Annotated in this window: 18 protein-coding genes; 9 read left to right on the top strand and 9 right to left on the bottom strand. The window is 70.4% G+C overall.

The features are described 5' to 3' along the window. Positions 1 to 2: 2 nt before the first annotated feature. Genes ACFSVL_RS40985 through ACFSVL_RS40975 form a run of 3 tightly spaced genes read right to left on the bottom strand, consistent with a single transcriptional unit; the run spans position 3 to position 3197 of the window. Complete coding sequence (locus ACFSVL_RS40985) at positions 3 to 1349, bottom strand: hypothetical protein (RefSeq protein WP_378312632.1); 1347 nt, start codon at positions 1347 to 1349, stop codon at positions 3 to 5. A 3-nt stretch (positions 1350 to 1352) separates the two neighbouring features. Then, positions 1353 to 2393, bottom strand: coding sequence for a WXG100 family type VII secretion target (locus ACFSVL_RS40980; protein ID WP_378312630.1), 1041 nt, complete (start codon positions 2391 to 2393; stop codon positions 1353 to 1355). A 27-nt stretch (positions 2394 to 2420) separates the two neighbouring features. Next, the gene (locus ACFSVL_RS40975; protein WP_378312628.1) at positions 2421 to 3197 is read right to left on the bottom strand and encodes a WXG100 family type VII secretion target; all 777 of its coding nucleotides are present in this window, start codon (positions 3195 to 3197) and stop codon (positions 2421 to 2423) included. A 136-nt stretch (positions 3198 to 3333) separates the two neighbouring features. Here ACFSVL_RS40975 and eccCa point away from each other — a divergent pair, with 136 nt between their 5' ends. Continuing rightward, positions 3334 to 7278, top strand: a complete 3945-nt coding sequence (gene eccCa / locus ACFSVL_RS40970) for a type VII secretion protein EccCa (RefSeq protein ID WP_378312627.1) — start codon at positions 3334 to 3336, stop codon at positions 7276 to 7278. Here eccCa and ACFSVL_RS40965 read toward each other — a convergent pair. The 3 genes from ACFSVL_RS40965 to ACFSVL_RS40955 all read right to left on the bottom strand — a co-directional run bounded on the left by ACFSVL_RS40965 (position 7259) and on the right by ACFSVL_RS40955 (position 12321). Continuing rightward, on the bottom strand, positions 7259 to 7648 hold the full coding sequence (locus ACFSVL_RS40965) for a hypothetical protein (protein ID WP_378312625.1): 390 nt from the start codon (positions 7646 to 7648) through the stop codon (positions 7259 to 7261). The genes eccCa and ACFSVL_RS40965 overlap by 20 nt on opposite strands. 108 nt (positions 7649 to 7756) lie before the next feature. After that, complete coding sequence (locus ACFSVL_RS40960; RefSeq protein WP_378312623.1) at positions 7757 to 8326, bottom strand: hypothetical protein; 570 nt, start codon at positions 8324 to 8326, stop codon at positions 7757 to 7759. After that, positions 8326 to 12321, bottom strand: coding sequence for a polymorphic toxin-type HINT domain-containing protein (locus tag ACFSVL_RS40955; protein ID WP_378312621.1), 3996 nt, complete (start codon positions 12319 to 12321; stop codon positions 8326 to 8328). Before ACFSVL_RS40955 ends, ACFSVL_RS40960 begins: the two co-directional genes overlap by 1 nt. Before the next feature lie 378 nt (positions 12322 to 12699). On the opposite strand from ACFSVL_RS40955, the gene ACFSVL_RS40950 reads away from it, so the two are divergent. The 3 genes from ACFSVL_RS40950 to ACFSVL_RS40940 all read left to right on the top strand — a co-directional run bounded on the left by ACFSVL_RS40950 (position 12700) and on the right by ACFSVL_RS40940 (position 16754). Next, positions 12700 to 13185: a hypothetical protein gene (locus tag ACFSVL_RS40950; RefSeq protein ID WP_378312619.1), complete on the top strand. Its 486-nt coding sequence runs from the start codon at positions 12700 to 12702 to the stop codon at positions 13183 to 13185. 107 nt (positions 13186 to 13292) lie between these two features. Further along, positions 13293 to 14858 (top strand): tachylectin-related carbohydrate-binding protein, encoded by a 1566-nt coding sequence (locus tag ACFSVL_RS40945; RefSeq protein ID WP_378312618.1) that lies wholly within the window; start codon positions 13293 to 13295, stop codon positions 14856 to 14858. Positions 14859 to 14870: 12 nt separating this feature from the next. Further along, positions 14871 to 16754 (top strand): FG-GAP-like repeat-containing protein, encoded by a 1884-nt coding sequence (locus ACFSVL_RS40940; RefSeq protein ID WP_378312616.1) that lies wholly within the window; start codon positions 14871 to 14873, stop codon positions 16752 to 16754. Between the two features lie 54 nt (positions 16755 to 16808). On the opposite strand, the gene ACFSVL_RS40935 is transcribed toward ACFSVL_RS40940, so the two are convergent. Continuing rightward, positions 16809 to 17246, bottom strand: a complete 438-nt coding sequence (locus ACFSVL_RS40935; RefSeq protein ID WP_378312614.1) for a WapI family immunity protein — start codon at positions 17244 to 17246, stop codon at positions 16809 to 16811. A 67-nt stretch (positions 17247 to 17313) separates the two neighbouring features. Here ACFSVL_RS40935 and ACFSVL_RS40930 point away from each other — a divergent pair, with 67 nt between their 5' ends. The 3 genes from ACFSVL_RS40930 to ACFSVL_RS40920 all read left to right on the top strand — a co-directional run bounded on the left by ACFSVL_RS40930 (position 17314) and on the right by ACFSVL_RS40920 (position 18758). Then, a complete protein-coding gene (locus ACFSVL_RS40930; protein ID WP_378312612.1) occupies positions 17314 to 17730 on the top strand; it encodes a hypothetical protein in 417 nt (138 codons plus the stop codon). Further along, positions 17679 to 17990 carry a hypothetical protein gene (locus ACFSVL_RS40925; protein WP_378312610.1) on the top strand — a complete coding sequence of 104 codons (312 nt, stop codon included), beginning with the start codon at positions 17679 to 17681 and terminating at the stop codon, positions 17988 to 17990. The genes ACFSVL_RS40930 and ACFSVL_RS40925 overlap by 52 nt, the downstream gene beginning before the upstream one ends. A gap of 63 nt (positions 17991 to 18053) precedes the next feature. Then, positions 18054 to 18758 (top strand): S1 family peptidase, encoded by a 705-nt coding sequence (locus ACFSVL_RS40920; protein ID WP_378312608.1) that lies wholly within the window; start codon positions 18054 to 18056, stop codon positions 18756 to 18758. Positions 18759 to 18813: 55 nt separating this feature from the next. On the opposite strand, the gene ACFSVL_RS40915 is transcribed toward ACFSVL_RS40920, so the two are convergent. Continuing rightward, on the bottom strand, positions 18814 to 20256 hold the full coding sequence (locus tag ACFSVL_RS40915; protein WP_378312606.1) for a class I adenylate-forming enzyme family protein: 1443 nt from the start codon (positions 20254 to 20256) through the stop codon (positions 18814 to 18816). A gap of 49 nt (positions 20257 to 20305) precedes the next feature. Further along, positions 20306 to 21280, bottom strand: a complete 975-nt coding sequence (locus ACFSVL_RS40910; protein ID WP_378312604.1) for a hypothetical protein — start codon at positions 21278 to 21280, stop codon at positions 20306 to 20308. Positions 21281 to 21493: 213 nt separating this feature from the next. On the opposite strand from ACFSVL_RS40910, the gene ACFSVL_RS40905 reads away from it, so the two are divergent. Together ACFSVL_RS40905 and ACFSVL_RS40900 are read left to right on the top strand one after the other, a co-directional pair. Continuing rightward, positions 21494 to 21835: a WXG100 family type VII secretion target gene (locus ACFSVL_RS40905; RefSeq protein ID WP_378312602.1), complete on the top strand. Its 342-nt coding sequence runs from the start codon at positions 21494 to 21496 to the stop codon at positions 21833 to 21835. A 16-nt stretch (positions 21836 to 21851) separates the two neighbouring features. Then, positions 21852 to 22151 (top strand): hypothetical protein, encoded by a 300-nt coding sequence (locus ACFSVL_RS40900; protein WP_037809581.1) that lies wholly within the window; start codon positions 21852 to 21854, stop codon positions 22149 to 22151. Positions 22152 to 22162 lie beyond the last annotated feature (11 nt).

The following is a 22162-nucleotide window of genomic DNA, read 5'->3' as shown; positions in this document are numbered from 1 at the left end:
GCTCACCACGAACCCACATACTGCGCGGCGTCGTCCCAAGCCCCGCCCAGCGCGTTGGCCGCCTCGCTCGCCGCGTCGCCGACCGCGTCGACCGCCGCGCCGCCGTATTCGGTGACCGCCGCGCCGACCTTCGGCAGGTCGATGTCGATCTTCGCGCCGAGCCCCGCGCCGAGGCCCAGCGCGGCACCGGCCTTGAAGTTCATCTTCAGATGCCCGTTGTCATAGACGAACTGACCGTCGAGCTGCGCCCCGATTCCATATTGGACACTCCCGCTCGCGCCGACGCCGACCCCGGCGACGTCCGCCGCGACCTGGCCCTCCAGCTTGCCGCCCGCGAACGCGTTGGCGTGCACGCCAAGCCCGTGCACGCCGAGCTGTGCCGAACCGCTGACCTCGCCGCCGGCGAACGCGGAACCGCGAGCGCTGCCGTGCGCGACGCCGTAGCTTCCGCTGGTCCCGACGTCCTCGCGGAACCCGAGTTCGGCATGGCCGGACGCCTTCGCGTCCCAGCCCTGCGAGGAGATTTTCCCGTCGTACTCCGGAATGAAGCCGTCTTGTTCGTGCGCTGTCTTGTAGTAGGTGATCTCGGTGCCGCGGGCGATCGCGCTCTTCGGCTTCGGCTGTCCGAACGGAGTGTCAGCCTTCTTCGGTGCGCGAGTGCCTTCCAGCCCGTTCCAGGTCAGCTTCTTCCAGCCGGAATTGCCGAACCACGACGGCGCCGAACGCGGCCGCTTCCGTCCGTCGAGCGTGTCGCCGTTGACCCAGGACAACGGGCCGTAGCCGCGTTTGCCCAGCTTGCCCGGCTTGCTCATCGGGCCGGCCCACGGCGCGGGGAACAACTCGGCCAGCGCGTCCGACAGCTCATCCGCGACCTGCCCGGCCGCCGCAACCGCTTGCTCGCCCAAATCCCTTGCGGCAGCGATAAAAGCGCCCACCGCATTCGGGTCCGCCGCCCGCGCTTGGTTGGTGAGCTGCGCGCCGTACTGATCGAACTGCGAAAGCACCGAGTCGACGCCAGAACGCGCCCAGCGCAATAGCTGTCCGGCCATCGACAGCCGCTTGCCCTGATCAGCCAGCTTCGTGCCGTCTTCGGTCAAGGCGTGCGCGACGTCGGACGCTGCTGTCGCGTACGCGGTGTACGCAGCGCCGTCCCAGTCAGCGTGCAGTGCCGTGGCAGCGTCCGCGATTTCGGTGGCCTTGCCGGTCATCGTGGACGCGTTGGTGCCACAGCGGTTCGCGGCCGCCTCCAGCGCCGCCGGGTCGCCGGTGACCCGGCGCTGGTATTCGACCAGCACCTGCCGGTAGTCCGACAGCACCGAGCTGACGACTCCGGACGCGTCCACGGCCACCGGCTACGCGCCCTTCGCGTCGATGTCGACGTGCTGCTGGAAGTGTTTGCCCTGGTAGGTGACGTCGACATCGATGTCCACGTCCTGCCCGGCCGGAGCTTCGACGGTCGACTGGCCGGTGTTCAGATCGGTGTGGATCACGACCTCGTGCGCGCCGGTCGACGGGGCGGGCACCGAAGGCGCGGGGGCGGGAGCCGGGGCCGGGTCCACCGGAATCCAGCTGTTCCCCGGGTTGGCGCCCGCTCCGGCACCGCCGCCGGACGGCCAAGCTCCCGTTCCGCTGCCCGAGGACCAGCCGCCGCCGTTGGACAGCGCGGGCGGCGTGTAGTTCGTGAACGACGGGTTGCCACCAGGCACTCCCCCGCCGCTGCCGCCGATGGCCGCCTGCCCGGACGCGCTCGCGACCGGCGCGGGCAGCTGCGGCGCGGTGACCGGAGTGCCGGACACCGCTGCGTTGCCCGCCGCACCGTTGGCGTCGGAAGAACCGTGGTGGAACAGCTTCTCGATGTCGCCGATGATCGTCGCGACCTGAGTGATCTGGTTCGCGAGGTCGCCCGCGCCGAGCGCCTTCAGCAGACCGCCCACCGCGGTGATGAATCCGCGCAGCGTCGCGCTGGTGGCGGTGGAAAGCGCGACCGCCGCCCCGTAGGTCCACCAGTTCGACATCAGCGACGCGACGGTCGGGTTCACCGCCGAGACCACCGACCGGTACGCCTCCTGCGCCGCCTTCACCAGCGTGCCCGAGACGCCCAGCAGCTCAGCGCCCTTCTCGATCACGTTGATGATCTTGGTGAGCTGTTCGAGCGAGTGGGAGATCTTCTGCAGCGCCGATTCCGACGCCCCGCCGGACCAGACCTTGCCGAGCTGGTCGGCGGCCTTGCTCAGCTCGGTGTAGAGCGAGGTCAGCTCGGCGGCCTTGTGCAGCAGGTCGAGGACGTGCTTGGCGATCTGCTCAGGCTGGCCGGTGACGATCTGCGGCAGCACGGTGATCGGGCCGCCGCTGGAGGCGGTGGCGTCCATCGCGCTGGAGTTCGGGAAGAGCATCGGACCTCACTTGGTCGGGGGTCGGGGTCAGACGGAGGCGGGCCGGTAAACGCTGACCTTGGCCAGTCCGCCGAGGCCCGGGTCGACAGGGCCGTGGTTGTAGAGGGCGCCGCCGTCGCCGGCGACGCCGATCACCGGGTTGTGGTCGGCGAGCAGCAGCGGCTCGACCACGACGACGTCGCCGCTGTGCACACCGCCGGGCACGTCGCCGAAGGTGCGCGCGGTGCCGGAGTAGACCTCGATCAGGCCGACGCGCGCCTGGTTGTCGGCGTCGCCGGCGAGCCAGTCGTTGAAGTCCGCGACGCCGTGGAACCGGGCGTCGGTCAGCGGATGCTCGGCGAGCCGGCCGAGGTCCGCGTCGCCGAGGTAGCGCAGCACATTGCCGACCGAGGACGGTTCGCCGTGCGCGCCGGTGCTGTCGGTGATCGCCGCCGCGGCCAGGTGCGCGGCGTGCGGGGTTCCCCAGATCGACGTCAGCGACCGCGCGGAGCTGCCGCCGCCACCGCCATAGCCGTCGGAAACGGCTTCGTCGGCGCTTTGGTAAGCGTCCGCGCTGTGCTTGACCAGGCCGTTGATCTCCTGCAGCAGCTGCAGCAACGAGCGCACCGCGGTCACCTGCTGCGAGTGCAGCGCCTCGTTCGCCGCCGCGACGACGCTGCCGAAGCTGGCGAACGTCGTCGGCTGCAGGACGAGTTTTTCCAGGTCTGCGACGGCGTTGATGCCGTGGGCGATGATGCCGCCCACGTTGCCGACGGTGGAGCGCATGGCCTCCGGCTCGGCCCGGTACTCGCCGGTCGTGCCCATGGCTCTCCCTCCCGGTGTCGTGCGGTCGACGCACCGGTGCGGGGCGTCTGCCCGAGAGCGTAAGTTCGCGCCGCCGGGCGAGCGGACGGCAAAAGTACCCACCGCGACCGGACAACGGACGGCCAAAATACGGGGCATGAGTTCCGCCCGCGACCGCCTTGGCCTGCTCGGCGAGCAGCCTGGGGAGATCATGCTGCAGTCCCCGCCCATGCTGCCCAAGAGCGGCTCCGGCGGAGTGATGCAGCTCATGATGTTCCTGCCGATGATGCTCGGCATGGGCGCGATGTCGTTCGTCTACATCGGACGCGACGGCGGCGTGATGACCTGGATCTTCGGCGCGCTGTTCGTGACCGCGATGGGCGGCATGATCGTGATGTCGCTCGGCCGCGGCGGCATGGCGAAGAAGGCGCAGATCAACGAGGAACGCCGTGACTACCAGCGGTATCTCGCCGGTCTTCGCACGCGCGTGCGCGCGGTGGCCGACGCGCAGCGCGCCACGCTGATCGCGCAGCAGCCGGACCCGGCGGACCTGTGGGCGTACGTCGAAACCGACCAGCACTGGGACCGCCGCCGCGGCGACCGTTCGTTCGCGATGGTGCGCGCGGCCACCGGCCCGCAGCCACTCGCGACGCCGTTGCGCGCGCCGCAGATCGCGCCGTTGGAGGAGCTGGACCCGGTTTCCTCCACCAACCTCAAGCACTTCATCCAGACCTTCTCGACCGTCGAAGGCCTGCCGGTTTCGGTGTCGCTGCGGTCGTACGCGGCCGCGACGCTGTCCGGCCGCCGTCCCGACGTGCTCGGGATGACCCGCGCGGTGCTGGCGCAACTGGTCACCTTCCACTCCCCGAACGATCTGCGGGTGGCGTTCTGCGTCGCCCCGGACCGTTCGCACGACTGGGAATGGGCGAAGTGGCTGCCGCACGCCACCGCGCCGGTGCTCGCCGACGCGACCGGCCCGCGCCGGCTGTTCGCCGACAGCGCCGCGGAACTGGCGCGGCTGCTCGGCCCTGACCTCGGCGACCGTCCGGCGTTCTCGCGGCGCGGCGGGTCGGCCGACCTGCCGCACGTCGTGCTCGTCGTCGACGGCGGCGATTCCCACGGCGAACCCCGGCTGCTGGCCGAGGAAGGCCGCCTCGGCGTGACGGTGCTGGAGGTCGGCGGCGACCAGCCGCGCGCGACGTCGACCGACCGGTTGCTGAGCCTGCACATCGCACCCGATCAGCTCGGCATGGTGGTGCTCGACGGCACCGAAGCCCGGCTCGGCTTCCTCGGTATGCCAGACCGTCTCGACCACGGCGCGGCCGAAGCGCTGGCCCGGATGCTGACGCCGCTGCACCAAGGCGGCGCGGTGGTCAGCGAACAGCCGATGTCCTCGACGTTCGGTCTGGCCGGACTGCTGGGCATCGGCGACCCGCGCGACACCGACACGACCGTCACCTGGGCCCCGCGCCCGGCGCGCGACCGGCTGCGGATTCCGCTGGGCGTCAACCCCGAAGGCCGCCCGGTCGACCTCGACCTCAAGGAGTCCGCCGAGGGCGGCATGGGCCCGCACGGGCTGGTGATCGGCGCGACCGGGTCCGGCAAGAGCGAACTGCTGCGCACCCTGGTCACCGGGCTGGCCGTCACGCATTCGTCGGAGAAGCTGAACCTCGCGCTGATCGACTTCAAGGGCGGCGCGACCTTCGCCGGCATGACCAACCTGCCGCACACCTGCGCGGTGATCACGAACCTGTCCGACGACCTCACGCTCGTCGACCGCATGGCGGACGCGCTGAACGGCGAACTGCTGCGGCGTCAGGAACTTCTGCACGCAGCCGGCAATTACGCGTCGGTGCGCGATTACGAGAAGGCGCGCGCGGACGGTACGCCGCTGCAGCCGTTGCCTTCGCTGCTGGTGATCATCGACGAGTTCTCCGAACTGCTGTCGTCGCGGCCGGAGTTCATCGACCTGTTCGTCGCGATTGGACGGCTCGGCCGCTCGCTGGGGATCCACCTGCTCCTCGCGTCGCAACGGCTGGAGGAAGGCCGCCTGCGCGGGCTCGACTCGCACCTGTCGTACCGGATCGGCCTGCGGACGTTCTCCGCCGCGGAAAGCCGTGCCGTGCTGGGTGTCGCGGACGCCTACCAGCTGCCGCCAGTGCCCGGTTCGGCGTACCTGAAGTCCGACAACGACACCCTGATCCGCCTGAAAGCCGCTTACGTGTCCGGCGAACTGCCGCCACGCAGCCGCATCGTGCGCTCGGACGGACAGCAGCTGGGCGTCCTGCCGTTCACCCTGGCCCCGGTGGAAGTGCCGGTCGCCGAACAGCCCGCCGCCGAGGATCCGGTCAAGGGCACCGGCGAAACCATCATCGGCGCGATGCTGTCCCGGTTGGAGGGACGCGGCCCGGCCGCGCACCAGATCTGGCTCCCGCCACTGGCCGAACCGCCCACTTTGGACCAGCTGCTGCCGCCGACCGGCGAAGACCCCCGCCGCGGCCTGTGCCCGCTGGGCTGGGGCGGCAACGGCAAACTGACCATCCCCGTGGCGCTGGTGGACAAGCCCTTCGAACAGCGCCGCGACATGCTGTGGGCGGATTTCTCCGGCGCGGCGGGCAACGCGGTGATCGTCGGCGCACCGCAAAGCGGCAAGTCGACATTGATGAAGGACATCGCGGCGATGCTCGCGCTCACCCACACCCCCGCCGAGGTGCAGTTCTTCATCCTGGACATGGGCGGCGGCGCACTGGCCCCGATCGCCGGCCTCCCGCACGTCTCGGGCTACGCCACCCGCCGCGACCCGCAACGCTGCCGCCGGGTCGTCGCGGAGCTGGTGACCTTGCTGGAACAGCGGGAAGAATTCTTCGCCGCACACGGAATCGAATCGATGTCCGCCTTCCGCAGCCGCCGCGGCGAGTTCACCGAAAGCAGCGACGACCGCGAGTTCGGCGACGTGTTCCTCTTCGTGGACAACTGGACCACCATCCGCTCCGAGTACGAAAAACTCGAAGAGCAAATCACCGCGCTCGCCCAGCGCGGCCTCGGCTTCGGCATCCACGTCCTGGTGTCGCTGAACCAATGGATCGGCGCCCGCGCCCAGCTCCGAGACGCCATCAGCACCCGCTTCGAACTGCGCCTGGGCGACCCGGCCGACTCGTCGATCGACCGCAAGGTGGCCCAGAACGTCCCCGCCGACCGCCCCGGCCGCGGCCTGACCGCGGACAAACTGCACTTCCTCGCCGCCCTCCCGCGCATCGACTCCGACCAACGCCCCGAAACCGTCGGCGCCGGCGGCCTGGACCTGGTTCGCCGGATCTCCGCCGCGTGGACCGGCCCGCGCGCCCCTCAAGTCCGCCTCCTGCCTCCCGAAGTCCCCTTGGACTCCTTCCCCGCCGCCCCTTCCGGCCGGATCACCCTGGGCCTGGCCGAATCCACCCTGCGCCCCGTCCACCTGGACTTCCGGACGGACCCGCACTTCCTGGCCTTCGGCGACGTCGAGTCGGGCAAGAGTTCGCTGCTGCGCGCCCTCATCACCGGCATCTGCCAAACCCACACCCCCGACGAGGCCCTAATCCTGGTCGGCGACTACCGCCGCGGCCTGCTGGGCGTAGTGGACCAGCCACACCTGCTCGGCTACGCCGGTGCCGAAAACACGCTGACGGACTTGGTAAACCAATGCGCGACCGCGATGCGCAACCGGCTCCCCGGCCCCGACGTCACCCCCGACCAGCTACGCAACCGCTCATGGTGGCGCGGCCCGGACCTGTACGTGGTCATCGACGACTACGAACTAGTCGCGACGGCGGGCCGGAACCCGGTGGCGCCGCTGCTGGAATTCCTGCCGCAGGCCCGGGATATCGGCCTGCACCTGATCCTGGCCCGCTCCTCCGGCGGCGCTGGGCGAGGGCTGTACGAGGCGGTGATCCAGCGGGTGCGAGAGCTGGGCTCGCCGGGGTTGGTGATGTCTGGCGGGAAGGAAGAAGGCGCACTGCTGAGCGATGTGAAGCCTTCGCCGCAGCCAGCCGGCCGGGGGACGCTGGTGTCGCGACGGCATGGGGCGGAGCTGGTGCAGGTGGCTTGGACTAAGCCGGTGGAGGATTGAGATTCCGGCCGTCGTCGGTTCTCGCGCGCTCCTGGAAGAAGCGGCTCGGCGGGGGTGGCGGCGGGAGGGTGAGCTGTCGCACCTCAGCCAGGAACTCCCTTACCAGCGCGAAGAATTCGCTCAGTTCGTCCGTTTCGCCTTCCCGCTTCGCCATCCTCGCGGCGACCACTTTCGCCGCCTGATTCGGCCAGGCGATGTTGGCTCCCGGGCCGCCGTTGCGAGCCAGCCATGCCCCGAACCCGCGAAAGTACGCCAGCTCGGCCGCGGCGTCGAAGCCGCCGAAGAACGAGAGGGCTTGCTCAAGGGTGTAGATCCCGTACACGCCAGGACGGTTCATCACGTCGGCCATGCGTTCGTTCCTGGTCAGCATGGTTGCCTTTCTCTGAGCAAGTTCCCTTCCACCGCAAGCCATCCGGCAGCAAAAGGAGAATGGCCTGGCGAGAACAGTCTCGCCAGGCCACACCTCCTGATCACCGGTTCACGGCAGGACCGAATACAGCGGTTCCCATCTCGACACCGCCGCCACCGCCTCCGGATCGGTGACGTAGTCCCGCAGGTCCACGGCGATCCGGACGAGCTGCTTGGCCCGGTGCAACCGCGCGATCTCCGGTTTCGGCAGCGTCGTCCACACCGGGGCGAGCCGTTCGCACTCCGCGACCCGCTCCGGCGTGAGCACGGCGACGATCCGCTGCACCGCCTCGTCCGGCGAATACCCGCTGCCCGGCAGCGAAACGGCGTGCTCGCCCATCGCCAGCGACAGCAGCAGCCGCCGGTTCAGCACGTCGTCCTCCGCGATCAGAGCATGGTCCTCCAGATAGGAATACAAGTCTCCGACCGCGCCGAGGTACCGCTTCTTTTCCGTCTCCGTCAGTGCCGGCTCGCCCTGCTCCGGCGATTCGAGCGCGGCGATCAGGCCCGGGACCAGCAGCTGCACCAGCGCGTTCCACAGCCCCGGACCTGATCCGGCGGGCAGTCGTCCGCCGCCGATCCACCATTCGAACCGTTCCCGCAGCGGCAGCCCGTCCAACGGCTCGAGTTCCGGCCACATCAGAAGTGGATGCCGATCTTCCCGAAGGCGTCCATCCCCATCCGCCGCACCGGCTCCCACAACGACTGGTCGTCGCCGACGAAGTGCCCGCTCCGGCTGTTGATCTCGAGGCCGAAGTATCCGGTCTCCCGGGAGCCGGCGATGGTCGCCTCGCCCGCGGCGCGCACGGACTGCCCTCCGCTGAGCACAGCGTGCGAGAACTCGACACGACCGACGGTGTGCGGCATGACCACGAGGCTACCGTCTTCCAGGAGCGCCCATTTGATGTGTCCTTCCAGGTCCGACCGGGCCAGCACGGCATCCAGTTCGGCGCCCTGGGCGGCCCGGACCGGAGCGACGTTGTTCCTCGCCGCCGTCGCCAGTTCCTCCTGGAGGGAACCGCCCATCCGGTTCGGCAGCGGCTTGCACATGTTGTGCACCAGCAGCCCGCGCGGCGACACCCGGTAGTCGTGGTCGGTCTCGACCTCGAAGTTGTAGACGAAGGCGGCAGTGGCTTCCCGGGTCAGGGAAGCGACCTTCGCCGGCGCGCCGTCGCCCGCGTCGAGCGCGTCCCCGGGATGCAGGTCGGCCGCCGGGGTCCAGCCGCGGCCGGCCACCCAGTAGGGATGTTCGGCGGTCGACCGGACCACCGTCGCGCCGACGTGCACCGCGACGAGGGAATCGGCCTTGCGCTTGAACGCCGCGACGACCTTCCGCAGCTGCGACCGCCCGGTCACCGGGTCCTTCGCCCACACCCGTTCGCCCGCCTTGACGGTTTCGATCGCCCTTGGCCCGGACTCGGTCTGCACGATCGTCCCCGCCGGGAAGCAGTTACCGGCCCGCGCGGCCTGGATGACCTCGTCGCCCCGGCCGAGGAGCTTGCGGGCGCGGGCGACGTCCTCGACGAATTTGCCGATCCCCGACAGCACCCGCCACAACGCCTTGCCGACCTCGAACGCCTTGGTCACCGCGAGGCCGAGGGACGCGATGTCGACCGCGCCCATGATGCAGTTGACGAGGTTGGGGTCGCTGATGCAGGCCTTGATCCCGCCGATGAACAGGTCGATGAGGATCTGGCCGCCGTTTTCGATGATCCAGTCGATGATGCTCTTTTCGGCCAGCGCCTTCGCCTGGTTGTACTCGTCCACGAGAGCCTGGCCGCCCGCGGCGCGCAGCGCGGCCTCGTCGTCCGGATTGAGCGGACCGCCGGAAGGCGCGTTCGCCTGGTTTTTCGCGTCCTCGGCGGCGCGTTTCTCGGCAGCGATCCGCTTGGCGTCCTCGGCTGCCTGCGCCGCCTCCTGCGCGTCCTTGCCCGCGGCGACGGCCGCTGCCCGCGCCTGTTCGGCGTAGGTGCTCGCGGCCGCCGCGGATTCGTTCGCCCGTACGGCCGACGCCCGAGCGCGAGCGGACGAGGCCGCTGCCGCCCGTGCGTCGTTCTGGGCGTTCTGGGCCGCGGAGCGCGCCTGCCTCGCCGACTGGGCCGCCTGATCGGCGGACTTCTGCGCGTCCTCGGCGGACTTCTGCGCCTGTGCGGCGTAGGTCTTGGCCTGGTCCGCCTGCTTGTCCGCCTCCGCGGCGGCTGCCGTTGCTTCGTCCGAGGCGTTGCGCGCCCTGGCTGCCGCGGCGGCGGCCAGCGCCGCGTTGGCCCGCGCGGTCGCGGCGATGCTCGCGGCCTCGGTCACGAAGCGGTGGACGTCCGCGGCGTGCGTGGTCGTGTCGATGTCCCGCTGTTCGGCCCGGTACTGCTCCGTCTGCAGGAACTTGCCGAGGTACGAAGCCGGACCGGACAACGCCGCCTGTGCCTCGGCCTGGACCTCCGGCCCGCCGGTGCTCAGCGTGCGGGTCACCGCGATCCGGTTGTCGTGCTCGGCGGCGACGTACTGACCGGTGCGCAGGAACTCGGCCACGTCCGCGGGGGTGCCGTTCAGCGCACGGTTGGCGGCCTCCTTCGTGGCCGGTCCGCCGTTGTTGAGCAGCAACTGCGCGGCGACCCGGTCGTCGTCGGCTTTGCCCGGGTAAGCCTTTGCCCGCAGAAACTCGGTCACCTGCGCGGAGGCCCCGGCGAACGCTTCGCTGGCGGCCTGCTTGAACCGCGGGTTGTCCGAGGTGTCGCGCAGCGCCGCGACGCTCGTCCGGTCGTCTTGCTCGGTCGCCGTCGCGAGACCCGACCTGAGGAACTGCCGCAGCCCCGCCTCGTCCCCGCCCAATGCCGCCGCGGCGGCGGCCTTCGTCCACGGGCCTCCCGACTGCAGGAGCTGGACCGATGCCTTCCGAAGGTCCAGGGTCACCGTGTCCGCAGGGGTTTCCGGCTTCGCCGCTTCGTCGAGCAGACGCTGGGTCTCCGCCGAGCGCTTCGCCGCCTCACCTGCCTTCCACTCCGCTGAAGACTGGCGGTCCGCCTCGACCCGCTTCGCTTCCTCCGCGTCCGCGACCGCCGCGTCCTTCCGGGCCTCCAAGCGGGCCACGTCCGCGTCGCGGGACGTCTTTTCCAGCTGGGCTGCCTGGTTGGCCGCCGTCGTCGCGGTGTTCGCTGACACCTGTGCCGCGTCGGCGTATTTCTTTGCTTCGGCGGCATCCTTCTTCGCCTCGTCGGCCGCCGCCGCTGCTCGGTCGGCCGCCGCGGCCGCCGCATCCGCGTGTGCTGCCGACGCGTTCGCCGCGTCGCGGGATTCACGCGCCGCCGCGGCAGCCTCGCTCGCCAGCGCTTCCGCTCGGTTCGCGGCCCGGTTCGCCCGTGCGGCAGCGGCCTTGGCCGTCGCGGCCGCCTGCTCCGCCTGGGCCGCGTTCGCTCCGGCCGACCGCGCGTAACCCGCTGCCTGGCTGGCCGCTTCCGCTGCCGCGTCCGCATTCGCGGAGGCACTCCGGGCCGCGCCCGACGCCGCACCTGATGCCTGCGCCGCCTGTCCAGCCGCATCCGCGGCAGCCGCCGCAGTACGTGCCCCAGCAGCGACATTCCGAGCGTCAACCGCCGCCTTCCGCGCCTCAGCCGCGTGCGCCCCATCAGCCGCCGCGTTCGAAGCCGCGTTATACGCCCGCGCGCAAGCCTGCTCCGCCAACGAAGCAGCAGCCGCAGCCTGCGCCGCAGCGTTCGCCGCGACACGAGACGCCCGGTTGGCCTCCGCAGCCGCCCCGATCGCGGTCTTAGCCGCCTCCGCAGCACCACGCGCCGCCGACGCCGCACGCGCGGCCGCACCAGCGGCCTGTACCGAGGAATCCTTGGCCTTCTCGGTTTCGTCGCGCGCCTGTTCAGCCGCTTCCTTGGCTCGCTGCGCGGCCTGGATAGCCCGTTCCGCGGCCTCCTGCGCCTGCTTGGTCTGCTCCGCCGCCTGCGCACCGGCATCGCGGGCGAGATCGGCGAGGTGCGCGACGGTCGTGGTCTCCTGATCCCGCTCCGCCGCGAGCGCGTACCCGGTTTCCAGGAACGCCTGGACGTCCTCGACCGTCCCGCTCAGCGCCCGGTTCGCCGCCTTCTTGACCTCCGGCCCGCCGGTCGTCAGGAGCTGGGTGACCTTGATCCGGTCGTCGGCGTTCTGCGCCTGCTGGCGGCCGGATTCGAGGAACTTGCGGATGTCCTCCTCGGTGCCGTTGAGCGCTTTCTGGCCGGCGTCCTGCACCCAGCGCCCGCCGGTCGAGATGTAGCGCGAAACCTGGGCGCGGTCGTCGTCGCGCCACGGGCCCTGCCAGCCGGTCGCGAGGAACGCCCGCACGTCCGCCGCGGTGCCGCTCAGCGCCGTCTGCGCCGCGCGCCGCAGGCCGGGCCCGGCGACGGTCAGCAGCTGGCTCGTCTTGATCCGGTCGTCGTGTTCGGCGGCGACGTCCTTGCCCTTGCCCAGAAAAGTGCGGACCTCGTCGTCCGAACCGGTGAGCGCCGCGGCCGCGGCCTGTTTCGTGGCCGGGCCGCCGTTCTGCCACAACGCGACCGCTTGGGCCCGTTCGCTCGGCCCGGCCGGTTCGGCGGCCCGTGCGGGCGCCGTCACCGCCCCTGAGGCCACTGCCGCGACCAGCGTGGTCACCATCGCGGCCCGCGCTCTTCGCGCGGCTGACTTCCAGATTCGCACCCGACCTGCCCTCCCGTGCGTACGCCGAAGCAATTGCCGGACAGGGAGCGAAAGGGCAGCGGGAAAAGAAAAGAAAGGCATGCGCCGCACCGGTCGAATCCCCCCGGAGACCGGACGAAAATTAGCAGAACGCCGATACTTCCGGTAAGGGGCAACCGGGTGTCAGCCACGCCCGCACCGTTCAGCGGGACACCGCCGCGCGCACTCGTTGACCTTCCCCCGGCGCGATCGCTAAAGTCCTGTTCGTGTCCGCTCGGGGTCGGACGCACTTCCATCACTCTTCTGCCGCAGTGCCGCGGGCTTCGCCACGTCCGCTTTCGACCTCAGGGGGAATCAATGCGCACGCGCCTGCTCGGGCTCGCCACCGCCGCCACCGCCGTCGCATCGGGAAGCGCCCTCGCGCTCGCCGGCCCGGCGCACGCCGACGACACGCCGCCGCCGATCGTCGAGGACTACGCCTACCCTGGCGCGGCGCAGATCTTCCAGGACCGCGCGATCAAGCTGATCAGCGGCGACGGGCACATCCTGCTCGCCAAGTGCGGCAGCGAGGCGAACATGGTCGAGGTGCACGCCTACAACTCGGCCGACCACGACCCGGACCCCGGCCACTACTGCTTCCGGATCACCGGGGCCGCCGGCCATCTCCGCATGGAGGTGCCCTACGCCTACCAGGCCTGGGCGGGCAGCCACACCGCGCAGGCCACCGTCGCGGCCAACGGCAAGAACACCACCGTCCCGCTGGTCAAAAACGGCTGGACCGGCATCGGCGAGGGCACCGGAACCGATCCGGCCACGCTGCTGGAACTGAACACCTCCTCCTGACGATTCGACGGCCGTTCGCTTTTTCCGAAACGAATCATCGGCTCGCTCCGGATTCGCGGGCAAACCCGTCCGCGAATCCGGTTCCGAAATCATGAGAGGTCACTTCAGTGCGCCCGAAAAAAGGCAGACCCGGCGCGGCGTCCGCAATCGCCGCGATCCTCGTGACCACCACCATCGGCACTGTAGCCACCGCCGCCCCCGCTTCCGCCGTTTCCGGCGGAACCGCCGTCCCGCTCGGTTCCCACCCCTATCTCGCCCGGGTGACCACCGCGACCAAAGCGTGTTCCGGCGTCCTGGTCGATCCCTCCTGGATCCTCACCTCCGCCACCTGCCTCACGCCCGATGACCTGGGCAAACCCACCGAACCCGCGACCGTCCTGTCCGGCGACGTCGACCTCGGCGCCGGCACCGGGAAGTCCGCCAAGGTCGCCAAGGTCGTCCGCCGGGCCGATCGCGACGTCGTGCTCGCGAAGCTCGACACTCCCGCGACCGGCGTCGCCGTGGCCACAGTGAGCAGCACCGCCCCGCAGGCCGGGGAAACCTTGCAGCTGGCCGGTTTCGGCCGCACCGCGACCGAATGGGTGCCCGCCCGGCCGAGGATCGCGCCGTTCTCCGTCGTCAGCAGCACCGGTTCGACAGTCGCGACCAAGTCCGCGGACGGGGTCGACACGTGCCTCGGCGACGCCGGCGGCCCGGCACTGCGGACGACCGGGCAGAACGTCGAAGTCGTGGCCCTGCACAGTGCTTCGTGGCAGCACGGCTGTCTCACGGTCACCGAAACCCGCCAGGGCAGCAACGAAACCCGCGTCGACGACCTCGGCGGCTGGATCCGGAAGAGCATCGTCCCGACCCCGGTGTCCTGCCCGAACGGCGCGCCCGTCTGGGCGGCCCGCGCCGACGGCACCCTCTGGCGCTACGTCCACAACGATCCGGCGGGCGGAACGGTCGCCTGGACCATGCCGAGCGCCGACATCGGACAGGGCTGGGACGGCCGCGTCCTCGCGGGCAAGGGCGGCGCGATCTGGGACATCCACCGCAACCACGGCGCGGGCGACCCGTGGGGCAACGGCATCCTCAAGCGCTGGGTGTACTCCCCGGCCACCGGATGGAGCGGCAACCTCGAGGTCGGCAGCGGCTGGGAGCGCTACCTGACGCCGGAGTACCGCAACCGGGTCACCGTCGACGAGCAGGGCCGGATCTTCATGATCGACGACCAGGCCCGGCTGAAGGTCTACGCGTGGAACGACGCGACGAACACCTGGGTCAACGGCGGCGGCGACGTCGTCGACACCGGCTGGGGCGGGTTCGACTCGATCACCGCGGCCGGCGACGGCGTGCTCTACGCGCGCAAGCCGAACGGCGACCTGTTCCGGTTCAAGTACGACTTCGCGGCCGCCAAGTGGACCCAGCGGAACAAGCCCGCCGGCGTCGGCTGGCAGATGTTCAGCGAGATCTTCTCGCCCGGCGGCGACATCATCTACGGCCGCGGCAGCTACGGCAAGAGCCCCTGGGACGGCTCCACCGGCCCGGTGCTGCGCTGGTACCGCTACTCCGACAACACCGACACCTGGGGACCGGGCGCGCCGGACGGCGGCGGCCTCAGCGTAGGCACCGGCTGGAACACCGAGATCCACGTAACCGCCGCTCCCGACTCCTGCAAGCTCGCCGGCTGACCAAGGACGATCATGAAACTGCACTCGAAAACCGCCGCGGTGGCAGCCGCCGTCGCGGTGGCCGGCCTGGCGACTGCATTGCCGGCGTCCGCCGTTTCCGCTGGCACCACAGCGAAACTCAGCTTCGCGGCCAAGCTCACCGCCGACGGACGCGCCTGCAGCGGCTCGCTCGTCGAGCCCACGCTGGTGCTCACCGCCGCCAGCTGCTTCCCGGAAAACCCGCAGGGCGGAACACCGGCCAAGCCGACCACGGTCACCGTCGGCGGGCACACCGCCAAGGTGGCCACGCTGATCTCGCGGACCGACCGCGACGTCGCGCTCGCCCGCCTCGACACCACCATCACCGACGCCGCGCCGCTGAAACTCCCTGCCGCAGCAGGGATTCCGGCGGGCGAACTGTCCCTGGCCGGCTGGGGCCGGACGTCGACCGAATGGCTTCCGGCCGACGCCAGCGTCGCGAAGTTCACCGTCTCGTCCAGCACCGCGACGTCGGTCTCGCTCACCGGAGCCAACGGCGCCGACGCCTGCAAGGGCGACGCGGGCGGCCCGGTCTACAGCCAGGACAACGTGCTCGTCGCCGTCGCGGGCGCGTCGTGGCAGCACGGCTGCCTCGGCGAAACCCAGACCCGCCAAGGCACGAACGGTGCCAGGGCCGACGACCTGACCGGCTGGATCCACGAGCAGGCCATCGTCGGCACGGCGAAGGCGGCCGGCCACGGCGTCACGGTGTCGTGGACCCCGCTGGCCGCGTCCGACAACGCGACCTACTCCGTCTACGCCAACGCGAGCGGGCCGGCCAAGGCCGTACCGGAGCAACTCGTGGGCACGACCGCCGAGACGTCGCTGGTGCATTCCGCCGCCGCGCGGCAAAACTGGTCGTATCTGGTCGTTTCTTCGACCGGCGTCGCCAGCCAGGCGTTCTCCGCGAAGACCGGAAACCGCTCGCTGACCGACTTCACCGGCGACGGCAAGGCGGACATCGCGACCTTCGTCCGGGGCAGCGCGGGCACGGTCTTCGTGGCGAACTCGGACGGCGGCCAGTTCGTCGGCCGCAGCGTCAAGTGGCACGACCGGTTCTCCATCGGCGACGAGATCCCGCTGACCGGCGACTTCAACGGCGACGGAAAGGCGGACGTCGCCACCTTCACCCGCGGCGACACCGGAGACGTCTACGTCGCCCTGTCGGACGGCACCAAGTTCAACGGCAACGGCACCCTGTGGCAGGACGACTTCGGGCACGCCGACGACCGTCTCGCCATCGGCGACTTCAATGGCGACGGCAAGGACGACGTCGTCGCCTTCACCACTCGCGGCGCGGTCTACGTCGTGCTGTCCGAAGGCACGAAGTTCGGCCCGGCACAGGTGTGGCACACCGGATTCGGCTTCGGCAGCGAGATTCCGATGGTCGGCGACTTCAACGGTGACGGCAAAGACGACATCGCCACCTTCACCCGAGGCGACACCGCGGACGTCTTCGTCGCGCTGTCCGACGGGTCGAAGTTCACTGGCACCAGCGTCAAGTGGCATGACAACTTCGCCTTCAACGACGAAATCCCCGCCATCGGCGACTTCAACGGCGACGGCAAGGACGACATCGCCGTCTTCACTCGCGGTGCGGCCGGGGATGTCTTCGTCGCACTGTCCGACGGCACGAAGTTCACCGGCACCAGCGTCAAATGGCACGACAACTTCGCCTTCAACGACGAAATCCCCGCCATCGGCGACTTCAACGGCGACGGCAAAGACGACATCGCCACCTTCACCCGAGGCGACGCCGGAGACGTCTTCGTGTCCCTGTCGGACGGCGGTCAGTTCACCGGCATCAGCGTGAAGTGGCACGACAACTTCGCGTTCAACAACGAAGTCCCCGCTCCCCGGGCGATCACCGTCCTGTAAGCACACTGTCCGTGAAGGGAACCCTGAAGGAATCTGATTCCCCCAGGGTTCCCCTCACGGACGGCCCAGCACCGGAAACTCCGTCTCGACTGCGGTCAAAGCCGCAACCGCCTCTGCCAGCTGCGAGTACGCGATCCCCTCGATGCGGAACGACAACCGGTTCCCGCTCGAATGATCAGCCACCGCAACCCCTTCCGCCTCGGCCCGCCCATCGGCGCCGACGGTCACGGTCAGGTCCAGCCAGTCCTCCAGCGACGTCAGCCGCGCGCTTCCCCCGGACTCGCCGCACGCCGCCAGCTCCGCCCGGAACGCCTGCAGTTCATTGGCCCGCAACCCGGCGGCCAGCCGCGCGGTGAACCCGCCGGACACGATCTCGATCGGGCTGACCAGCCAGTTCCCGTCCCAGAAATCGTCCGCCCCGGGATGCATCCGCCCGTGCACCGCGATCACCACCCGATCGCCGCGCGCCGACCCCAAAATCACCGTGTGCATCCCGCTCCCCGCTAGCCCCGTATTGCCGCTCTGCCAGCATATGCAGTCCATGATCGAAGGGGACGCGATGCCCGGACTGGCAGAACTGGCCTACACCACCGGCGGAGGCGTCATCGGCGCCGCGCTCACGACGTACCTCGCCAAAACCCAGGAACGCCGCCAGCTCCGCGCCGAGGTCTACCGGCAGCTGGAGGCGGCCCGCGCGGTCTCCGGCGGGGTGCACGACATCCGGATCGGCCTGCCCCCGAACACCGCGGCCAGCCGGAAATCCCTCGCCGACGCGCTCGGCATCGCCGCGGTCCTGGAAGACGGGACAGACGCCCACCGCGCCCTCCGCGAGGCGCTGTCCGAACTGCTCACCGCCGTACTGGTCGCCGGAGTCCCCCGCCGAGTCGCCGATTTCGCCGCCGGCGCCCACGAACGCGTCCTCGAATGCGCCATCGCGGCCACCGTCGCCCAGCGGCTCGGCAAGCCCCGGACCTGACCCAGCTGGCCCGAGCAGCCGGGGACTACCGCGCCGAAACCACCGGCCTCCTGCTCGCCGTCCTCTGGCGCCCGTGGCGCGCCCGGCTCCGTACTCGCGGCCGGATCCGCAAACTCCGCGCCGCCGTGCACGCACTGCACCTTCAGCAGGACGCCGCCGTCGCCACGCTCACCCGCCCGGCGCAAGCCGAAGCCCTCCGCCAGCGGCTTGACCCCGGCGGAACGCTGCGCGAAACGTGGACCGAAGACCGACTTCCGTAGGTTACCCGATTTCCACCCGCCGCCTACGGTCGGGAAATCACCACCGAGGCGGAGGGATTTTCCATGCGTTACGCGAAAGCGGCGGCCGTCGTCGCAGGGGCTGCGATGGCGTTCGGGGTCGCGGCGACCGGGGCGGCGAGCGCCGACACGTACATCATCGGCGGCGACACCGTGTCGTCCGCCCCGTGGGGCGCCCAGATCTTCTGGGACGACGTCACCGAAAACGGCGGCTTCGAATGCTCCGGCACGATCATCGCCTCGGAATGGGTGCTCACCGCGCAGCACTGCCTCAACAAGCCGGGCATGCACGTCAAGGTCGGCGACGTCGCGCTCGGCAAGGGCACCGAGGCCGCGGTCGACGAGCAGAAGGCCTCGCCCAACGGCGACATCGCGCTGCTGCACCTCAAGACCGCCGTGGACGCCACGTTCATGAAGCTCGCCGACAAGGACCCGGAAAACGGCGCCACCAACCAGATCTACGGCTGGGGCCGCGTCAAGGACCAGAGCCCGCCCTCGGACACGCTCAAGACCGCGGACGTGCAGGTCACCGGCGAGAGCACGGACGCCTTCAACGGCAAGGCGATCGCGAGCAAGGGCGTCACCGGTTCGGCGTGGCACGGCGACTCCGGCGGCCCGCAGCTGGCCGACGGCGTCCAGGTCGGCGTCTGCTCGACCGGCGAGAACTCCGGCAGCGACGAGCACGGCACGCAGAACTACGCCAGCGTCGCGAACAGCCGCGACTGGATCAAGCAGACCGCGGGCGTCTGATCCGCGCGTTCCGGCCCGCCGCCCCCGTGCGCGGCGGGCCGGAACCTCGCGGGACCTACCGGGCGAGGGCGCGCAACGCGGCCTTGTCCGGTTTTCCCGAGTCCGCGACCGGAACCTCGGCCAGCACGGCGAACGAAGCCGGAACCGCGGCCTCCCCCAATTCCGCCGCGACCGCCGTCCGCAATTCCGCCGGATCCGGCGTACGCCCCGGCGCGGCGACCACGAATGCGTGCGCCGCCTCCCCGGTCCGTTCATCCGGAACCGCGACGACATAAGCCTGATCCACATCGCGATGCGCGGCGAGCGCGCGTTCGATCGGCCCGGTGTAATGAATCACCGCGTTCACGATCACCACGTCCCGCGACCGCCCGGTCAAATACAAAAACCCGCGCTCGTCCAGCCGTCCGACGTCCTGCGTGCGCACCCACCCGTCGGCCAGCACCGTCCCGCTCTGCGCGGGATCGCGCCAGTACCCGGCGAAAGACCTTGCGGTGCGGGCGAAAACCTCCCCGGACACCCCGGCGGGCACCGCGCGGCCGGAAGCGTCCCGCACCTCCAGCGAAACCCCGTCGACCGGATATCCCACCGACGCGATCGTCTCCGGATATTTCGCGACATCCGCGGTATCCAGCACAGTCAGCTTTCCGGTCTCGGTCTGCCCATACCCTTGCCGCAACGCCGGTCCGATCCGCTCGAATCCTTCCGCGAGCAATCCCGGTTCCACCGGAGACCCGGCGACAGTAAGCGTCCGCAGCCCGGAAAGATCGACTTTTTCCTCCCGCAGCACATCGAGGATCCGATACAACCGCGGCACCGTCACCAACGCCGCCGTAATATCCAACCGCGGCAAAATCCAGGGAAAGTCCGGCAGCCCTTCCGGAATCACCGCGGTACCCCCGGCAAGCAGGCAAGCCTGCAAATGCAGCACCATCACCGCGCTGCTGAGCGTCCCGAAAAGCAGAAACCGCCGGTACTCCCCCTCCGGAACCGGCCCCCGCTGCTCAAGCCGGAACTCGGCCAGCGCGTCGAACCGGTACGTGACCCCCTTCGGCACCCCGGTGCTCCCGCTGGTGAACACCACCCAGCCCAGGTCCTCCGGCCTCCCGCACGGCACCGGTTCCTCATACGCGGCAAGGAGTTCAGGCCCGATCGGCAGCGTCGGCACCCCCGCCAGCTCCGGCCGCTCGGCGTCCGTCACCACCGCGACCAGCCCGTCCAGCACCGCGGCCAGATGCGCAGGCGGCAGCCCTTCCCGCACCCCGACCGCGCGGGCCCCCAGCGTCTGCGCCGCGATCTGCGCGGCCCACCCCTCCGGCGTCACCCCGGTCGCGATCCCGACCCCGTCCCCCGGCCGCACCCCGGCCGCCCGCAGCCCGGCGGCGAACCGTCCGATCAGGTCGAGCACCTCGCCCCGGCGCACCCGCCGGTCCCCGTGCTCGAACGCGATCGCGTCCGGCGCGCGCCGCAGCGAATCCAGCAGGTCTTGGGGAAAAGCCATCACGCCGTCCTCCCGTCGGGCCAACCCGCCAACAGGTACCGGAGAGATCTCAGAATCCCCTCAGCGCGTGCCGTTCACCGGGAACGGCCGCGCGAGGCCGCACCGACAGCACCCCGGCGAGCGCCACCACCGCGATCAGCCCGGCCGCGGCGGAGAGCGTCCAGAAGTCCGGGCGCACGATCGACTGCCCGCGCATCGCCTGCCACGCGGTGAGCGCGATGACCCCGGCGTACCCGAACGTCGCGGTCCACACCAGACGGCGGCGCACGAGTTCGCTGGCCAGCACCGGATACCGCCGGGAAAGCGCGACCAGCGCGAGCGCGATGAGCGGCAGCGCCTGGATCGCGTGGATCCCCACGAAGTGCGTGATCCGCATGTCCCCGCCGACCGTGCTCCAGCCCAGCAGCGGCAACCCCGGCCCGCCGTCCTCCAGGCCGATCGTGTGCCCGCCGATCATCGACGGCGTCCCGCCGCCGTCCAGCACCCGCTGCTGCGCCGGGCTCGCCGAAAACATCAGGAGTGCCAGCCCCATTCCGCCCGCCGCGAGCGCGGTCCCCCACCGCAGCGCGGACGTCAGCGCGCGGTCCGGCAGCTTTTGGAACAGCAGCAGGACGACCACCGCCGCGGTCGCGGTCCACGCGACGAACGCGCCGGTGGCCAGCAGGTTGCCGATCAGCACGTCGGCCGGGGTCTCGTGGTTGAAGTGCAGCGGACGGTCCTGGAGAAGCACCTGCCACACCAGCAGCGCCATGTCCGTGCCCATCCCGACCGCGAACGCCGTGCCCATCCACCAGCCGGCCCGGCGGCCGCGTTTCACGAGCGACAACAGCCACGCCAGCGTCGGCGCGTACAGCGCCACCGAAACGGCGAACTTGAACGGCTTCGCCCACAGCGGCGCGTTGACGAGCGTGCGATCATCCAGCAGCAGCCCGAACACGCTCGCGACGAGCACCAGCAGCATCGCCCCGGCCAGCACGCCCAGCGGGCGGTGCAGCCGGAACAGTCGCAATCCCCAGGAAGTCATGCGGCCAGCCTGGCCGCCCGCGGCGCCCGGAACACTGGCGTCGTCCCCCGTCTCCGGGGTAGGGCGGTCCCCACCTGTGGGTAATAGTGCCGTCAAAGAAACCGGCAGTTGTGCCGTTTGACCGCACCCGCTCTTTTTCTAGCGTGACATTCACACCGCGCGGCCCGCCGCGCACCGGGATTTTCCACGAGAGGGAAGGAGGTGGCCCGTCAGATGTCCAGTCCGGGATTCCAGGCAGATTCAGCTGCCATGACGCGCGCCGTCCAGGGCTTCGAGGAGACCGCGTCGAGCGCGAAGACGACGATGGCCAGCTTGGAGTCCGAGCTGACCGAGACGCTGCGGAACTACAAGGGCGACCAGGCCGTCGCGTTCTGGGACCTGCAGCGCAGGCTCCAGGAGAAGATGACGGCCGCCGTCCGCGAGCTCGACACCATGTCGCAGCTGGTGCACACCAGCCACACGAACTACAACGCGGGCGACTCCGACGTGCACCAGAGCTTCCAGAGCGTCAGCCACACCGTCGAGGGCAACGTCATCCCTCGCCTCAACCCCTGAGAGAGGACAAGACCCCATGGCTGACGTCGTAGAAATCAGCTTCGGCGCCCTGCAGCACAGCTCCGCGTCGCTCGCCGCCAAGGCGAAGGCGCTGACCTCCCAGCTGGAGCAGCTGCACCAGAACCTGCAGCCGATCACCCAGACCTGGTACGCCTCGGGCAGCTCCGCCGGTGAAGCGGCGCGCGCGTCCGAGACCCGGCTCCGCCAGGCGACCGCCGACATCGTCGCGATCATCGCGCAGTTCGGCACCAAGGTCGGCGACGCCCACGATCTCCAGCACCAGCTGGAGAACCGCAACCAGGGCCTGTTCGCCTGATCCGGCCCCGA

It is taken from the genome of Amycolatopsis silviterrae, assembly GCF_042684085.1.
Lineage (GTDB): Bacteria > Actinomycetota > Actinomycetes > Mycobacteriales > Pseudonocardiaceae > Amycolatopsis > Amycolatopsis silviterrae.
This window is presented reverse-complemented; position numbering and strand designations above follow the sequence as displayed.

Bases quoted from the DNA above. Each gene is read 5' to 3' on its own strand.
- ACFSVL_RS40950 (WP_378312619.1), top strand. From the start codon at position 12,700: ATGCGCACGCGCCTGCTCGGGCTCGCCACCGCCGCCACCGCCGTCGCA.
- ACFSVL_RS40975 (WP_378312628.1), bottom strand. From the start codon at position 3,197: ATGGGCACGACCGGCGAGTACCGGGCCGAGCCGGAGGCCATGCGCTCC.
- ACFSVL_RS40955 (WP_378312621.1), bottom strand. From the start codon at position 12,321: ATGGTGACCACGCTGGTCGCGGCAGTGGCCTCAGGGGCGGTGACGGCG.
- ACFSVL_RS40905 (WP_378312602.1), top strand. From the start codon at position 21,494: ATGTCCAGTCCGGGATTCCAGGCAGATTCAGCTGCCATGACGCGCGCC.
- ACFSVL_RS40910 (WP_378312604.1), bottom strand. From the start codon at position 21,280: ATGACTTCCTGGGGATTGCGACTGTTCCGGCTGCACCGCCCGCTGGGC.
- ACFSVL_RS40960 (WP_378312623.1), bottom strand. From the start codon at position 8,326: ATGTGGCCGGAACTCGAGCCGTTGGACGGGCTGCCGCTGCGGGAACGG.
- ACFSVL_RS40925 (WP_378312610.1), top strand. From the start codon at position 17,679: ATGCGCCATCGCGGCCACCGTCGCCCAGCGGCTCGGCAAGCCCCGGAC.
- ACFSVL_RS40980 (WP_378312630.1), bottom strand. From the start codon at position 2,393: ATGCTCTTCCCGAACTCCAGCGCGATGGACGCCACCGCCTCCAGCGGC.
- ACFSVL_RS40965 (WP_378312625.1), bottom strand. From the start codon at position 7,648: ATGCTGACCAGGAACGAACGCATGGCCGACGTGATGAACCGTCCTGGC.
- ACFSVL_RS40930 (WP_378312612.1), top strand. From the start codon at position 17,314: ATGCCCGGACTGGCAGAACTGGCCTACACCACCGGCGGAGGCGTCATC.
- ACFSVL_RS40920 (WP_378312608.1), top strand. From the start codon at position 18,054: ATGCGTTACGCGAAAGCGGCGGCCGTCGTCGCAGGGGCTGCGATGGCG.
- ACFSVL_RS40900 (WP_037809581.1), top strand. From the start codon at position 21,852: ATGGCTGACGTCGTAGAAATCAGCTTCGGCGCCCTGCAGCACAGCTCC.
- ACFSVL_RS40940 (WP_378312616.1), top strand. From the start codon at position 14,871: ATGAAACTGCACTCGAAAACCGCCGCGGTGGCAGCCGCCGTCGCGGTG.
- ACFSVL_RS40935 (WP_378312614.1), bottom strand. From the start codon at position 17,246: ATGCACACGGTGATTTTGGGGTCGGCGCGCGGCGATCGGGTGGTGATC.
- eccCa (WP_378312627.1), top strand. From the start codon at position 3,334: ATGAGTTCCGCCCGCGACCGCCTTGGCCTGCTCGGCGAGCAGCCTGGG.
- ACFSVL_RS40915 (WP_378312606.1), bottom strand. From the start codon at position 20,256: ATGGCTTTTCCCCAAGACCTGCTGGATTCGCTGCGGCGCGCGCCGGAC.